General features: G+C 70.3%; 13 protein-coding genes. 7 read left to right on the top strand and 6 right to left on the bottom strand.

Annotation, left to right across the window (positions count from 1 at the left end; translation table 11 throughout):
• Positions 1–270 precede the first annotated feature (270 nt).
• From ACO0M4_RS01490 to ACO0M4_RS01470, 5 genes are all read left to right on the top strand, one after another.
• Positions 271–570: a hypothetical protein gene (locus ACO0M4_RS01490; RefSeq protein ID WP_430367688.1), complete on the top strand. Its 300-nt coding sequence runs from the start codon at positions 271–273 to the stop codon at positions 568–570.
• A 16-nt stretch (positions 571–586) separates the two neighbouring features.
• The gene (locus ACO0M4_RS01485; protein WP_430367687.1) at positions 587–1,414 is read left to right on the top strand and encodes a hypothetical protein; all 828 of its coding nucleotides are present in this window, start codon (positions 587–589) and stop codon (positions 1,412–1,414) included.
• 91 nt (positions 1,415–1,505) lie between these two features.
• Positions 1,506–3,428, top strand: coding sequence for a fumarate reductase/succinate dehydrogenase flavoprotein subunit (locus ACO0M4_RS01480; RefSeq protein WP_430367686.1), 1,923 nt, complete (start codon positions 1,506–1,508; stop codon positions 3,426–3,428).
• The gene (locus ACO0M4_RS01475) at positions 3,425–4,222 is read left to right on the top strand and encodes a succinate dehydrogenase/fumarate reductase iron-sulfur subunit (protein ID WP_430367685.1); all 798 of its coding nucleotides are present in this window, start codon (positions 3,425–3,427) and stop codon (positions 4,220–4,222) included. The genes ACO0M4_RS01480 and ACO0M4_RS01475 overlap by 4 nt, the downstream gene beginning before the upstream one ends.
• 105 nt (positions 4,223–4,327) lie before the next feature.
• Positions 4,328–5,740 carry an amidohydrolase family protein gene (locus ACO0M4_RS01470; RefSeq protein ID WP_430367684.1) on the top strand — a complete coding sequence of 471 codons (1,413 nt, stop codon included), beginning with the start codon at positions 4,328–4,330 and terminating at the stop codon, positions 5,738–5,740.
• A 54-nt stretch (positions 5,741–5,794) separates the two neighbouring features.
• On the opposite strand, the gene ACO0M4_RS01465 is transcribed toward ACO0M4_RS01470, so the two are convergent.
• The 6 genes from ACO0M4_RS01465 to ACO0M4_RS01440 form a co-directional block, all read right to left on the bottom strand.
• Positions 5,795–8,464: a SpoIIE family protein phosphatase gene (locus tag ACO0M4_RS01465; RefSeq protein WP_430367683.1), complete on the bottom strand. Its 2,670-nt coding sequence runs from the start codon at positions 8,462–8,464 to the stop codon at positions 5,795–5,797.
• A 162-nt stretch (positions 8,465–8,626) separates the two neighbouring features.
• Positions 8,627–9,088, bottom strand: coding sequence for an ATP-binding protein (locus ACO0M4_RS01460; RefSeq protein WP_430367682.1), 462 nt, complete (start codon positions 9,086–9,088; stop codon positions 8,627–8,629).
• 240 nt (positions 9,089–9,328) lie between these two features.
• Positions 9,329–9,757, bottom strand: a complete 429-nt coding sequence (locus tag ACO0M4_RS01455) for a (deoxy)nucleoside triphosphate pyrophosphohydrolase (protein WP_430367681.1) — start codon at positions 9,755–9,757, stop codon at positions 9,329–9,331.
• Between the two features lie 63 nt (positions 9,758–9,820).
• On the bottom strand, positions 9,821–10,000 hold the full coding sequence (locus ACO0M4_RS01450) for an SPOR domain-containing protein (RefSeq protein WP_430367680.1): 180 nt from the start codon (positions 9,998–10,000) through the stop codon (positions 9,821–9,823).
• A gap of 245 nt (positions 10,001–10,245) precedes the next feature.
• The gene (locus ACO0M4_RS01445; protein WP_430367679.1) at positions 10,246–11,925 is read right to left on the bottom strand and encodes an APC family permease; all 1,680 of its coding nucleotides are present in this window, start codon (positions 11,923–11,925) and stop codon (positions 10,246–10,248) included.
• A 271-nt stretch (positions 11,926–12,196) separates the two neighbouring features.
• The gene (locus ACO0M4_RS01440) at positions 12,197–12,946 is read right to left on the bottom strand and encodes a GntR family transcriptional regulator (protein ID WP_430367678.1); all 750 of its coding nucleotides are present in this window, start codon (positions 12,944–12,946) and stop codon (positions 12,197–12,199) included.
• A gap of 203 nt (positions 12,947–13,149) precedes the next feature.
• Between ACO0M4_RS01440 and ACO0M4_RS01435 the strand changes: the two genes are divergently transcribed.
• On the top strand, positions 13,150–13,911 hold the full coding sequence (locus ACO0M4_RS01435) for a PIG-L deacetylase family protein (RefSeq protein ID WP_430367677.1): 762 nt from the start codon (positions 13,150–13,152) through the stop codon (positions 13,909–13,911).
• Between the two features lie 124 nt (positions 13,912–14,035).
• Positions 14,036–15,082, top strand: coding sequence for a hypothetical protein (locus ACO0M4_RS01430; protein WP_430367676.1), 1,047 nt, complete (start codon positions 14,036–14,038; stop codon positions 15,080–15,082).
• The last annotated feature ends 88 nt before the right edge of the window (positions 15,083–15,170 follow it).

Below are 15,170 nucleotides of genomic sequence, written 5' to 3'. Positions count from 1 at the left end.
CCCGACACGTCGGGGACCCGTCGAAGGCCACCCACCCGGCTCAATCCCGGCCCCACAGGCTGACGGACCAAGGGGCGCGTCGACCGCTTCGCACGCCCCCGTATCGGCTTCGCTCGCACCCGAGTTCGACGCTCCGTGGGGTGAACCGGGTCCGGAACGCACCGGTTCGAGTCGTACTCGTGCCTGCCCCCTTCCCAAGCCCTACTGTGACGCGCGACACTCTCGGGCGCATGAGATCGCCCACCACACGTCACGAAGTGAGGGCATGTGATGTCCGTACAGGACGACTTGACGGCGGTTGAACGCAGCCTGGACGCCCTCGTCCAGGCAGTCGGAAAACTGCAGACGCGGATCGGCGGCGGGCTGGACGTCCGTCGGGTCCGCAGCGACACGGACCACCTGCGGGAGAGCCTGGCGCTGCTCAAGCAGAGCCAGGCCGGCGCCCCGCCCGGCCGGCCCGCCAAGACCGAGGACGAGATGGTGCCGGTCCCCGACACCCCCTACAACTCCGCGCTGTGGACGGACGCCGAGGACGAGGGCCTGGGCGCCAAGGACCGGCACGCGCCGTAAGGACGGAGACGTAACGTTGGCCACTGGCATCGAACCCGCACCGCAATCGGGCGCAACCGGCGTGCACGATGCCTCGCGCGCCGCCATCCCCGCCCGCCATCTGCGCACCGACCGCTGGTGGCTGGCGCCGGCCGGCACCGCCGCCGGACTGCTCGCGTTCGTCGTCTACTCGACCTGGCGGGCGTTCGCGAACGCCGACTACTACCACGCCCCCTACGTCTCGCCGTTCTACTCGCCGTGCCTGGCGGAGAACTGCCACACCATGCGCGGCGGCCCCAACTGGGACCTCTTCGGGAGCTGGTGGGGCCTGTCCCCCGCCCTGCTCATCCTGATCTTCCCGCTGGGCTTCCGGCTGACCTGCTACTACTACCGCAAGGCGTACTACCGCGGCTTCTGGGCCTCCCCGCCGGCCTGCGCGGTCGCCGAGCCGCACCAGAAGTACACCGGCGAGACCCGCTTCCCGCTCATCCTCCAAAACGTCCACCGCTACTTCTTCTACTTCGCGGTGCTGGTCGCCGGCGTCCTCACCTACGACACCGTGCTGACCTTCCGCGACGCGCAGTACCGCTGGGGCCACATGGGCCTGGGCTCACTGCTCTTCCTCGCCAACATCGCGCTGATCTGGGCCTACACCCTCTCCTGCCACTCCTGCCGACACATCGTCGGCGGCCGGCTGCGGCACTTCTCCAAGCACCCGGTGCGCTACCGGATGTGGGGCTGGGTCAGCAAGCTCAACGCCCGCCACATGCTGCTCGCCTGGTCCTCGCTGATCAGCGTGGCACTGGCGGACTTCTACGTCTTCCTACTGGCCAGCGGCGCGTTCGAGGACCCGCGCTTCTTCTGACGGACGACAGCCGAGGGCGGCCGAGGACAGCCGACACAGCCCGAGAAAGCCCGAGGAAAACCGAAGAAACCCGAGGGAAGGTGTGCCGCTGATGGCGCATGTGGACCGGCAGACCTGGGACGTGGTCGTGGTGGGCGCGGGCGGCGCAGGGCTGCGCGCCGCCATCGAGGCCCGCGAGGCGGGCATGCGAACGGCGGTGATCTGCAAGTCCCTGTTCGGCAAGGCCCATACGGTGATGGCCGAGGGCGGCATCGCGGCCAGCATGGGCAACGCCAACGAGCACGACAACTGGCAGGTGCACTTCCGGGACACCATGCGCGGCGGGAAGTTCCTCAACCAGTGGCGGATGGCCGAGCTGCACGCCCGCGAGGCCCCGGACCGGGTCTGGGAGTTGGAGACCTGGGGCGCGCTCTTCGACCGCACCCCGGACGGCCGGATCTCCCAGCGCAACTTCGGCGGCCACGAGTACCCGCGACTGGCGCACGTCGGCGACCGAACCGGCCTGGAGCTGATCCGCACCCTCCAGCAGAAGATCGTCTCGCTCCAGCAGGAGGACGAGCGGGTCTCCGGCTCCTACGAGGAGGGGCTGAAGGTCTTCCAGGAGTGCACCGTCACCCGCGTTCTGAAGACGGACGGCAAGGTCACCGGCGTCTTCTGCTACGACCGGGAGTCGGGCCGCTTCTTCGTGCTGGAGGCGCCGGCCGTGGTGCTGGCCACCGGCGGCATCGGCAAGTCCTTCAAGGTGACCTCGAACTCCTGGGAGTACACCGGCGACGGGCACGCCCTGGCCCTGCTGGCCGGCGCGCCGCTGATCAACATGGAGTTCGTCCAGTTCCACCCGACCGGGATGGTCTGGCCGCCGTCGGTCAAGGGCATCCTCGTCACCGAGTCGGTGCGTGGCGACGGCGGGGTGTTGCGCAACAGCGACGGCAAGCGGTTCATGTTCGACTACATCCCGGACGTCTTCAAGGAGAAGTACGCGGAGACCGAGGCCGAGGGCGACCGCTGGTACGAGGACCCCGACCACAACCGCCGACCGCCCGAGCTGCTGCCCCGCGACGAGGTGGCGCGGGCCATCAACGCCGAGGTCAAGGCCGGCCGCGGCTCCCCGCACGGCGGGGTCTTCCTGGACGTGTCGACGCGCATGCCGGCCGAGGTGATCACCCGCCGACTGCCGTCCATGCACCACCAGTTCAAGGAGCTGGCGGACGTGGACATCACCGCCGAGCCGATGGAGGTCGGCCCGACCTGCCACTACGTGATGGGCGGGGTGGAGGTGGACCCGGACACCGCGGCGGCGACCGGGGTGCCGGGGCTGTTCGCCGCCGGCGAGGTGGCCGGCGGCATGCACGGCTCCAACCGGCTGGGCGGCAACTCCCTCTCGGACCTGCTGGTCTTCGGCCGCCGCGCCGGGCTGTACGCGGCCGAGTACGTCAGCGAACTGCGCGCCCGGCCGGCCCCCGAACCGCACGAGATCGACGCCGCCGAAGCGGAGGCGCTGCGCCCGTTCAGCGCCGAGGACGGCCGCGGCCCGGCGGAGAACCCGTACACCCTGCACCAGGAGCTCCAGCAGTCGATGAACGACCTGGTCGGCATCATCCGCCGGGAGGGCGAGATGGCCGAGGCGCTGGACCGGCTGGCGAAGCTGCGGGCGCGGGCCCGACGGGCCGGCGTGGAGGGCCACCGGCAGTACAACCCCGGCTGGCACCTCTCCCTCGACCTGCGGAACATGCTGCTGGTCAGCGAGTGCGTGGCGCGGGCGGCCCTGGAGCGCACCGAGAGCCGCGGGGGGCACACCCGGGACGACCATCCGGAGATGGACCGGCGCTGGCGCAACGTCAATCTGGTCTGCCGACTCGCCGACGCCCAGGCCGAGTCGGGCGATCCGGACCCGGCGCTGGGGCAGATCCGGCTCTCTCGCCGCGAGACCCCGCCGATCCGCCGCGATCTCCTCGAACTCTTCGACAAGGACGAGCTGGTGAAGTATCTGACGGACGAGGAGCTGAGCCAGTGAGCGAACGGCAGGCGGAGCAACGGTCCGGCGCCTACCAGGCGCGTTTTCGGGTGTGGCGGGGCGACGCGGACGGCGGCGCGCTGCGGGACTTCGAGGTGGAGGTGCACGAGGGCGAGGTGGTGTTGGACATCATCCACCGCCTCCAGGCGACCCAGGCGCCGGACCTCGCGGTCCGCTGGAACTGCAAGGCCGGCAAGTGCGGTTCGTGCAGCGCGGAGATCAACGGACGGCCGCGGCTGATGTGCATGACCCGGATGTCGGTCTTCGGGCGCACCGAGACCATCACCGTCACCCCGATGCGGACCTTTCCCGTCCTGCGTGACCTGGTCACCGACGTCTCCTTCAACTACACCAAGGCGCGTCAGGTCCCGTCGTTCGTCCCGCCCGCCGAGCTGGGGCCGGGCGAGTACCGGATGAAGCAGGAGGACGTGAACCGGTCACAGGAGTTCCGCAAGTGCATCGAGTGCTTCCTGTGCCAGAACACCTGCCATGTCGTCCGGGACCACGAGGAGAACAAAACGGCCTTCGCCGGCCCGCGGTTCCTGATGCGGATCGCCGAGCTGGACATGCACCCGCTGGACGCCGCGCCGGCCCGCGGGCTGGACCGCAAGCGCACCGCGCAGGACGAGCACGGGCTCGGCTACTGCAACATCACCAAGTGCTGCACGGAGGTCTGCCCCGAGAACATCAAGATCACCGACAATGCGCTGATCCCGCTGAAGGAGCGCGCCGCGGACCGGAAATACGACCCCCTGGTGTGGCTCGGGAGCAAGATCCGGCGCCGGACGGAATGACCCATATGACGCCCAAGTAGCCTTACTTGCAGCATTTCTGACGCAACATCACATGGCCGAAAACATCCTTACGACGGATTCGAACAGCCGCGGTATAAGAACGGAATGAATCTTCCAAAATTAAACCGGCGACGGGTCCTGGCCGGCCTGAGCACGGTCCCCCTGGCCGCCGCGGCCGGCTTCCCCGAACTCGCCCGGGACCGCCCCGACCGCCCGACGGAGGCACCCGGCCGCCGTCGGACCACCCTGCTGCGCGGCGCCGACCTGGTCCTCACCATGGACCCCCACGTAGGTGCGGGCCCGCTCGGCCAACTGGAGAACGGCGTCGATGTGCTGCTCCGGGACGGCACCGTCGCCGCCGTCGGCCGCGCCCTGACCGCCCCGGACGGCGCCCGCGTACTGAACGCCCGCGGCAAGATCGTGCTGCCGGGCTTCGTCGACCTGCACAACCACCTGTGGCAGTCCAGCATCCGCGGCGGCTGTTCGAACGAGGACCTCTACGGCTGGCTGGGCGACTGCAACCGCGCCATGCTCCCCAAGATCGGCCCCCAGGACATGTACCGCTTCGTCCACCTGGCCGCGCTCGACGCCCTCCAGGCGGGCGTCACCACCCTCGTCGACTGGGTGCACCCCATCCCGTATGACACCAGCGAGCGCTACATCAAGGCGCTGGACGACTCCGGTCTGCGCTTCGTCTACGCCTCGGCCCAGAGCGCCACCGACGCCCACCTCATCCCCAAGATCAAGAAGGACTTCCTGGACCCGCTGCCGCTGGCCTCCGTCCAGGTCTCCGCACACGCCGGGATGGGCCAGATCAAGGAACTGCGCGCGCTCTACGCCGTCGCCCGCGACCTGGGCGTGATGTTCAACTCGCACGTCCTGGAGAACCACGGCGACCGCAAGGACGACCCGATCCGCTCGCTGCGCGAGATCGACGCGTTCGGCCCGAACCTGCTGATGAACCACGCGATCCACCTCACCGACGAGGAGATCGCGCTGACCGGCGAGCACGACGTGCGGATCGCGCACTGCCCGCTGAGCAACATGCGACTGGCGTCCGGCATCTGCCCGCTGCCGGCGTTCCACCAGCACGGCGTCAAGGCCGGGCTCGGCCACGACGGCGGGACCAACGACACCTCGGACATGTTCAACGTGATGAAGGCGGCGGTCGGCCTCCAGCGGGCCCGCCACGAGGACGCCGGGATCCACCCGACCATCCCGGCGGTGCTGCGGATGGCGACCCTGGGCGGTGCGGAGGCCATCGGGATGGCGGACCGGGTCGGTTCGCTGACCCCCGGCAAGCGCGCCGACGTCGTCGTCCTCGACCCCGGCACGCTCAACTTCGCCCCGCGCTTCGACTGGACCAGTCAGATCGTCCTCAACGGCCAGCCGCCGAACGTCAGCGAGGTCTTCGTCGACGGCTACCTGCGCAAGTCACAGGGCGCACTGCTGCACGTCGACACCGAACGCGTCGTCCGCGAGGCCGAACTGGCCGCCACCCACCTCCGCAACGCCTGACCCGCCCCACCGCACCCGGGTCCGTCCGCCCGGGTCCCCCGGGGCCCCAGCCCCTCAGAACAGGCTCAGCAACGCCTCCGCCGGATCCATCGGCGTCGCGTCGCCGTCCGGCAGGGCGAGTTCGAACCAGACGGTCTTGCCGCGCGGCGTACGCCGGCTGCCCCAGCGCTCGCTCAGCAGGCCGACGAGTTGCAGACCGCGGCCGCCCTCGTCGGTGTCCCGAGCCCGTCGCCGCCGCGGCTGGGCGAGATCGGCGTCCCAGACCTCGCAGACCAGCGTCCGGTCCAGCAGCAGCCGCAGCCGGATCTCCCCGTGCCCGTGCCGCAGGGCGTTCGTCACCAGCTCGCTGACCAGCAGCTCCGTGGTGTCGACCAGCGCCTGCAACCCCCAGTCGGTGAGTTGGTCGCGGGCGAGTTCACGGGCCCGGGCGACCGAACGCGGCTCCGGCGCCAGGCTCCAGTCGCCCACCGCGTCCTTGGGCAGCCCGTGCACCCGGGCCATCAGCAGCGCGATGTCGTCCTCGCCGTGCGAGGTGTCCAGGGCGCTGAGGACGTGGTCGCAGACGTCCTCCAGCGGCCGACCGGCGTCCGAGAGAGCGCGGCGGAACGCCTGGAGCCCCTCGTCCAGCGGATGGTGCCGGGACTCCACCAGACCGTCGGTGTACAGCGCCAGCAGCGCGCCGTCCGGCACCTCGACCTCGATCTCCTCGAACGGCTCCCCGCCGACGCCCAGCGGCATCCCCGGCGGGACGTCCAGCAGCAGCGCCTCCTCGCCCTCCTCGACCAACACCGGCGGCAGGTGCCCGGCGTTGGCGAAGGTGCACACCCGGGTGATCGGGTCGTACACGGCGTAGACGCAGGTGGCGAGGTAGACCTCGGAGAGGTCGGCGGTCCGGGCCGAGCGGCCCTGGGCGGGCCCGCCGGCCGGCGCCCCCGAGCGGCTGCGCGCGGACCGCGCCATGGCCCCCCGGTCACCGCTGTCGCCCAGCCCCCGCGCGATCTCGTCCAGCGCCCCCAGGACTTCGGCCGGCTCCAGGTCCAACAGCGCCAACGTACGGACCGCGGTGCGGAGTTCACCCATCGCGACCGCGGCCCGCAGGCCCCGGCCCATGACGTCGCCGACGACCAACGCGGTGCGGTGCCCGGGGAGTTCGATGACGTCGAACCAGTCGCCGCCGACCTCGGTGGCGGTGGTGCCGGGCAGGTAACGGCAGGCGATGTCCAGGCCGGCCGCCTCCGGGTCGCCGGGCGGCAGCAGGCTGCGCTGCAGTATCAGGGCCCGCTCGTGCTCCCGGCGGTAGAGGCGCGCGTTGTCGATACAGACCGCGGCCCGGGCCGCGAGCTCGACCGCCAGCGCGGTGTCCCGCTCACCGAACGGTTCGCTGCCCTTCGTACGGGAGAACTGCACCAGGCCGACGACGGTGTCCCGGGCGACCATCGGCACCGCGAGCGTGGAGTGCACCACCGCGCCCAGCTCCGGCCCCTCGTCGCTCTCCCGGCCGGGGATGATCTGCGCCTGGGCGGTCCGCAGGGCGGCCGCACACGGGGAGTTGAAGGGGTAGCGGTGGACGGCGCCGACCGCGACCGGCGTCTCCTCGGGCGCCCCACCGGAGAGTGGGACGTCGGAGACCGCACTGGCGAAGGCGACCCGGCGCAGCTCCGCGCTGCCGTCGCTCATCCCGGGCTGCGCCTCGTCGCCGGCCAGCAGCCCCTGGTAGAGGTCGACCGACGCCAGGTCGCAGAACTGCGGTACGGCGACGTCGAGCAGGGTGCGTGCGGTGGTCTCCAGGTCGAGGGAGTTGCCTATCCGGGCGCCGGCTTCGTTGAGCAGTGCGAGGTTGCGGCGGGCGTTGGCGGCCTCGCGTTCGGCGCGGCGGCGGCCGGTGACGTCGGAGGCGAGCGCGGCGACGCCGATCGGGCGGCCGCTGGCGCCGTGCAGCCGGTAGAGCGAGATCGACCAGCGGCGGCGGTCGTCCTCGCCGGGGACGTGGCCGACCAGTTGCATCTCGGTGACCGGTTCGCCGGTCTCCAGGACGCGGCGCAGGGCGACGGTCATCCGCTCGGCCTCGGGGCGGGGCAGGAAGTCGTGCGGGGTGCCGCCCCGGTACTTGCCGGCCGGGCCGCCGAAGACGGTGGCGAAGCGTTCGTTGACCCGCAGCAGCTTCAGATCGGTGCCGAACAGGGTGAAGCCCATGGGAGATTGACCGAAAACGGCCTGCGCGGCGGCGAGGTCGGTCTCGATGCCGCGGAGCGCCCGCACGTCGACGACCAGACAGACCGCGCCGCGTTCGCCGTCCTCGTTCTCGGCCGGCATGACGTAGATCTCGGCGAGCCCGTCCACCGCGCCGTCGGCCTCCCGGCGGTAGGGCACCAGGCCGGTCCACTCCCGGCCGTCGAGGATCTCGGACACCTTGCGGCGCCCGGTCTCGCGGAACTCGCTGGGGACGAAGGCTTCGACGGGATCCTTGCCGAGGGCGGAGCGGGCGGGGATGCCGAGCATCTGCGCGGCGCGCTCGCTCCACTGGTCGATGCGTCCGTCGGGGCCGAGCGAGAACGAGGCGACCTTGATGTAGTCGTAGATCGATCCGGGCCGACTGCTCTGCCATACGGGCGCGCCCTGCGGCTCGCGGGCATGGCGATGTCCGCCTGGGTCCACCGGGCCGTACGTACCGTCCCGGCCACCGTTCTGCGCAGGTACCACCCCGCCAGATGACTTCTCGCTCACGAGCCCCGTCCCCTCCAGCTCATCGTGCCCGGACCGGACCTGCCGAGTATTCCAGCACCTCGGCTATCCGGAACACGGTCTTCACGATCACAGCACAGTCTCGATCGCAGGCCATCTACAAAATGTCGATGAAATGGCAACGATCGGGACTCCCCATGAGTCCTAACCAGCCACAGACAGCTCGAACCACACTGTTTTGCCACTCTTTCCCTGCCGGGTGCCCCAGCGCCGCGAGGTGTGCGCGACGAGTTGGAGTCCGCGTCCCCCCTCGTCATCGGGGGTGGCGGTGCGGGACCGCGGTGGGTCGGGCAGCGGATCGGAGACCTCGACGAGCAGCGCCCCGGCGCCGAGCAGCACCATGCGCACGCCGATGGGACCGCTGGCGTACCGCAGCGAGTTGGTGACCAGTTCGCTGACCAGGAGCACCGCGACGTCGGCGGCGCCGTTCAGCCCCCAGTCGTTGAGCACCTGACGGACCATGGTGCGGGCGGTACGCACCGCGCCGGGGTCCGCCGGAAAGCTCCATTCGGCGCTCGGCGCACCGGACGCCCTGCCGCGCTTGCGGACTTCGGGAGGACCGGGTTCCGGGACCTCTGCCGCTGCGCTGTCGCTCACGCCGATCACTTCCCAGGCCGAGGAGTCCCCCGTCGTACCCGACCCTCATCGAATGGGGCCAATCAGGACATACCCGGTATCGAGCGGCAAGTACCGCCTTCAATCGTGCACTGTGGCACAAATGGCGCATCTCGCAGCAATCCCGGGCACGGTGGCACACCCGACGAGCAGGCGAACATCGGCGACCGGCCCGACCGGCCGCGCGACCCGCGCCCACCGGGGGCGCGCGCCCACTGTCGGGCCCCGGCCCTACAGTCGCGCGCCCGGGATCCCCACCGCGGGCTTGGAGCCCAACCGACGCATCACCTCGGCGACCGCCGGACGGTCCTGGTCGAGCCAGTCGACCTCGCGCTCCTCGCCGGGCCGCAGCCAGCGCAGCTCGTCGTGGTCCTGGAGCGGCTCCGGCCGGCCGGAGACCAGCCGGGCGGTCCACACCTGGAGCACGTAGCCGGGCCGCAGCACCCACTCGCCCGGGATCCGCTCCACGGGCACGGCATCCACGCCCAGCTCCTCGTGCAGCTCGCGGACCAACGCCTGCTCCGGCGTCTCACCGTCCTCCACCTTGCCGCCGGGCAGCTCCCAGCGGCCAGCCAGCGCGGGCGGCGCGCTCCGTCGGGCGGCCAGCAGCCGCCCCCGGTCGCACACCGCACCGCCCACCACTACGCGCACCGTCGTCATGCGCGGCAGCCTACGTCCCCCGCCCGCCTCCCGCTCCCCGCTCCGCTCCCCTCACCCGTCTCCCTACGAGGCCCCCTGACTGACCCGCTCCACCGCGTAAAGCCGCTGATTGCCACGGGTGTCGAGGCGTTCGGCGACCCGCTCCGCCTCCGCCCGGGTGGCATACCGGCCGACGCGATAGCGGTTACCGCCTTCGTCCTGGCGGATGACGAGCCAGGGCAGCGCGGTCTCGTTCTCGGTCATTGCGCCCCTCCGTCCGCCGCGCAGCGCGCCGCTGCGCGCCCCTCCTGTGCTGATGCCGAAATCGCATTCCGCATATGCCCGACCCTACGCCCGACCTTTACGCACCGGATATGGATTTACACAAAGAGAGACCGAACCGGCCACCCGCGGGACCTGGAACACCAGGATCGACCCGCGAGTGGCCGGTGGAAGCCCGGGAGACCCGGGCGGTTGTACGTGGGCGGGAACGCGCCGCGAACGGCCGCTCAGGCGCCGGTCGGAGCCTTCTCGCCGGCCGCCTCGGCGGCGCTCTCCTCCGCCGCGAGCTCGGCCTCGACCTTGGCCAGCGAGGGGTTGCGCCAGGCGCTGCGCACGCCCCAGAAGTAGAAGGCCAGCGCGATCACCGCGACCACCGCGAGGTCGAGGCCCGGCGGCAGGTAGCCCTTGCCGCCGAACTCCTTGCCGCCCAGGTAGGAAACGGCCGCCATGACCAGCAGGTAGACCACCATCCACGCACCCGCCTTCAGGTGCGGCACCAGCTCGCGCAGGTGGTTGCGGCCCTGCCTCCACGGCCGGACGATCTCGTACCAGACCCAGACCGGGAGCCCGACGGCCATGATGAAGATGACCTTGCCGGTGAGCGGCCACTTGCCCCAGTACAGGACCAGCGACCCGAAGATCATCGCGATCGGGGCGATGACCGGCATGGCGCGCAGCTTCACCGGCCGCTTCATGTGCGGCGACAGCCGCCGCAGACCCATCACGGCAACCGGTCCGGTGATGTACGAGATGACGGTCGCGACCGAGACGACCTCGGCGAGCGAACCCCAACCGCGGAAGACCGCGAGGAACAGGAACGCGACACCGAGGTTGAGCACCAGCGCCGGACGCGGAATGCCGGTCTTGGGGTCCACCTTGCCGAAGATGCCCGGCAGGTGCCCGTTCTCCTGGACGCCCTGGATCATGCGCGAGGTGGTGGCGGCGTAGATCATGCCCGTGCCGGACGGCGAGACGAACGCGTCCGCGTACAGCAGCAGCGCCAGCCAGTTCAGGCCCCAGGCGAGCCCCAGCTCGGCGAGCGGGGAGTGGTAGGAGAGGCCGCCCCAGCCCTTGCTCAGGTCCCCGGCGGGCACCGCGAAGAGGAAGGCGACCTGCAGCGCGAGGTAGATGACCAGCGCGATGACGATCGAGAAGGCGACGGCCTTGGGCAGCGAACGGCCCGGGTTGCGCGCCTCGCCGGCGAGGTTCAGCGGCGACTGGAAGCCGTTGTAGGCCCACACGATGCCGGAGAGCGCCACACAGCTGAGGACCGCGCTCCAGCCGTTCGGGGCGAAGCCGCCGCCGCGCTCGATGTTGCCGGTGTCGAAGTGGGACAGGATCAGGGCGCCCGCGGTGAGGATCGGCACCACGACCTTGAAGACCGTGATCGCGGTGTTCGTCTTGGCGAACATCGAGACCGCGAACCAGTTCATGAAGAAGTAGAAGACCAGCAGGACGCTGGCCACCGCGACGCCGGAGCCGGTGAGCTCCGTACCGTCGAAGAGCGCCTTGGCCCAGCTGAAGTCCCAGCTGCTCATGTACTGGACGGAGGCGGTGGCCTCACCCGGGATCACCGAGACGATGGCGATCCAGTTGGCCCAGGCCGCCAGGTACCCGGCGAGCGAGCCGTGCGAGTACTGGCCGTAGCGGACCATGCCGCCCGCCTTGGGGAACATCGAGCCGAGCTCGGTGTAGGTCAGCGCGATGGTCAGGGCAACGACCGCGCCGATGACCCAGGCGAGGATCGCGGCCGGACCGGCGATGGCGGCCGCCCGCTCGGCCCCGAACAGCCAGCCGGAACCGATGATGGACCCGAGACCAGTGGCGGTCAGGGCGATGGTCCCGAGGGACCGACGGTAGTTCGAGTGCGAACCCTGCTCCGCACTCGCTGTCTTCGTCGTGCTCACGTGCTGGTCTCCTGGTCTTCCCCCGTGCCGTGCACAAACTTCGCCATCGTATGAGCGAATCCGAAGATCCGGTTCCCACACCGGCTAAAAAAACCCGCCCAGTTGAGCCTCTGTGAGGTTTCCAACACCGATATCCGGATGACATTTCTCGAAAAAGTACCCCAAACCGGACACATATCTCAGCCGGATTTTCTTGCCACCGAACGCTACGAATCCCGCAGGATCCCCATACGGGGCGTCGACTTGGCAACCACGGGGAGTTCGGTCGCCCCTACTTCACCGGCAGGTGGTAGGCGACCCGGTGGCGCGCCGCGAGCGCGATCACGTCCGCCGTCTCGACCGGGCGGCCGCCCGCGAAGTACGTCCGCGAGATGACCAGCACCGCATGACCGGGCACCCCGCCCAACGCCATCGCCTCCTCCGCCAGCCCCGGCCGCGCCCCGACCTCCTCGACGACGTTGTCCACCACCACGTCGATGGCGGCCATCCGCTCGACCACCCCGCGCCCGGCCAGCGGGCCCTCCTCGGGCAGCATCACCGGCGTCCGCCCAGTGATCTCCAGCGGCTCCCAGGAGGTGGAGAGCATCGACGGCTCGCCTTCCGCACGGAAGACGTAGCGCGTCCGCATCACCCTGCCACCCACCGGGATCCGCAGTCGGGCCGCCACCGCCGAACCGGCCGCCTCCTGCTCACTGTTGGACTCCCAGGTGCCCCGCACCCGTTCGTCCGTCTGCTCCTGGCGGAACGGCGTGCAGCCCCGACTGTGGAACCCGCCGCGAGCGATCCGGCGCGGCACCGGCTGCTCCCGCACATACGTCCCCGACCCGGACCGGCCCTCCACCAGGCCCTCGGCCATCAGGACCTTCCGCGCCTCCAGCGCGACGGTGTCCGAGACGCCGTACTCCTCTCGGATGCGCGCCTGGGAGGGGAGTCGGGTGTGCGGGGCCAGCACCCCGTCGACGATCTTCTGGCGCAGGTCGCCGGCGACGCGGAGGTACGCGGGCTGCTCACCGAAAGGCACGTGCCCTCCCAACAGCTTGACAGTCAGCAACAGCGTGACAACCGCGTGTTGCCGATCGCAAGCCCAGGCCAGATATTCACTCAAAGTAATGAACGCAGCTCAGCCACCGCCCACGCCAAACCCCCGGTCCCACCGAAACACCCGTTCCACCACGTTCCGTGTCCGACCGTGTCACGATCGTCACCGAGCAGAAAGGGGCCGCCATGCCGACCGAGAACGCCGCCGTCAGCTCCCTGCACCCGATGCCCGACGACTGGCAGCGCGCGCTGGCCATCGTGGCCCACCCCGACGACCTCGAATACGGCGCCGCGGCCGCCATCGCCGAATGGACCGACGCCGGCCGGGAGATCCGCTACCTCCTGGTCACCCGCGGCGAGGCCGGCATCGACGGTCTCTCGCCCCCCGCCTGCGCCGCGGTCCGCGAGGCCGAACAGCGCGCCGCCGCGGCCCACGTCGGCGTCCGCACCGTCGAGTTCCTCGACGGCTACCGGGACGGTGTCATCGAGGCCGGCCTGCCGCTCCGCCGCGACCTGGCCGCCGCGGTCCGCCGGCACCGCCCCGAGCTGCTGATCACCCTCAACCACCGCGACACCTGGTTCGGCACCCAATGGAACACCCCCGACCACCGGGCGGTGGGCCGCACCGTCCTGGACACCGCGGCCGACGCCGCCAACCGCTGGATCTTCCCCGAACTCGCCGACACCGAGGGCCTGCCCCCCTGGTCCGGCGTCCGCTGGACCGCCGTGGCCGGCTCGCCCCGCCCCACCCACGCCGCCGAGGTGGGCCCCGGCATCCCCCGCGCCGTCGCCTCCCTGGCCGCCCACACCACCTACATCAAGGCCCTCACCGCCCCCGACCAGGACCCGCACGCCTACGCCCGCGCCTTCCTCGACCGCGCCCTCCGCACCGGCGCCACCCACCACCGCGGCCGCCCGGCCGTCCTGTTCGAGGTGTTTCCGCAGTAGCCACAGCCCCTCCCCCGGGCCGAGGCCCACCGTCCAGATCGGGTCCCACCGAGGCGCGAGCACGCCATGACGTAGCATCAACACCCTTTCCCTGACGGTCACTTACTTCAGTGAGGCAACTCCCATGGCAGAAAGCGGGACACCACCCGCGTCGCCGTCACCCACGCCCCCGTCGGGGAACGGCGGCCAGGCCGGCACTCCTGATGACGACGAGGCGTCGGCAAGAAGGGAGCAGCACCGCCCGCCCACCCCCTCACTCCTGGACGACGTGATCGACGGCGTCATGCCGGACGCCGCGGACCCGAACCGTCGCCGACGGAATCGCAAGATCCTCATCAGGCTGTGCTGGACGGTCCTCGCCGCGCTCATCGCATTCCTCGTGACGAAAGGCACCGACTGGTTGACCTCGGAGCATGACGCGCAGGTCGCCAATGAGGCCGACGACAAAGCCGATCGCGCCGGCCCTGCATTCTCGGCGTCCGTACGCCTGGACGCCCAGTACTCCGAGGCCCAGATCTTCGATTCGCCGTTCTCGCCGCAGGACAAGAAAACCCTCCTCGGAATGGAACCCAAGGGCGATCCGCTCACCCCCTTCTACGCGGCTCACCACGGACGAGGCGTCTCTTTCTCCGATGTCCGGCACCCTGCCATGAAGGTCAAATCGCCCGGATACTCGGAGGAGTGGCTCATGGACATCCTCAGCGACCGGAAAGCAAGCCTCGTCATCACCGGTATGCGCATCAAAGGGCTCCAGTGCACGCCCGCCAAGGCCGCCACGGTCATCTCGGTGCGAGGACAGGCCGGCGGCAGCTACGAGGGCATGTTCTTCGACCTGGCGCGTTCCACCACCACCCCGCTCATCACCGGGGACGAGGAGGAGCACTACGGAGAGCCGTTCTTCAAATACAAGAAGATCGACCTCGGAAACGGCGCGGCCCCCGAAGGACTACGCGTACAAGTCACCTCAGGCACGCAGGACTGCTCCTGGAAAGCATTCGAAGCCAGCTACGTCGATTCAGACGGAGAACACACCAAAGACATCACGAACAACGGCAAGGATTTCGTCGTTCACGGCTTTGCCGGACGCCCTCAGCAAGTTTTCGAGGTCCGCTCGCACGGACCGTTCGTCACGGAATGCAAGATCCTCGACGGCAGGCGCTACACGTGCTGAGAACGGGGGTCACCCTCTGGAGGAGTCGCCCCCTTCTGCCCCACATGTCTGCGACGCCCGCGACACGGTGACCTCCTGGGCACAGCCC

Source organism: Streptomyces sp. RGM 3693 (assembly GCF_050471125.1).
Taxonomy (GTDB): Bacteria; Actinomycetota; Actinomycetes; order Streptomycetales; family Streptomycetaceae; genus Streptomyces.
Note: the sequence above shows the minus strand (reverse complement) of the source record. Positions and strands in the feature narration are given on the sequence as shown.

What these genes read in the sequence shown, in the direction of transcription:
- ACO0M4_RS01490 (WP_430367688.1), top strand. Translation starts at nt 271, where the DNA reads ATGTCCGTACAGGACGACTTGACGGCGGTTGAACGCAGCCTGGACGCC.
- ACO0M4_RS01450 (WP_430367680.1), bottom strand. Translation starts at nt 10,000, where the DNA reads ATGACCGAGAACGAGACCGCGCTGCCCTGGCTCGTCATCCGCCAGGAC.
- ACO0M4_RS01455 (WP_430367681.1), bottom strand. Translation starts at nt 9,757, where the DNA reads ATGACGACGGTGCGCGTAGTGGTGGGCGGTGCGGTGTGCGACCGGGGG.
- ACO0M4_RS01480 (WP_430367686.1), top strand. Translation starts at nt 1,506, where the DNA reads ATGGCGCATGTGGACCGGCAGACCTGGGACGTGGTCGTGGTGGGCGCG.
- ACO0M4_RS01435 (WP_430367677.1), top strand. Translation starts at nt 13,150, where the DNA reads ATGCCGACCGAGAACGCCGCCGTCAGCTCCCTGCACCCGATGCCCGAC.
- ACO0M4_RS01470 (WP_430367684.1), top strand. Translation starts at nt 4,328, where the DNA reads ATGAATCTTCCAAAATTAAACCGGCGACGGGTCCTGGCCGGCCTGAGC.
- ACO0M4_RS01430 (WP_430367676.1), top strand. Translation starts at nt 14,036, where the DNA reads ATGGCAGAAAGCGGGACACCACCCGCGTCGCCGTCACCCACGCCCCCG.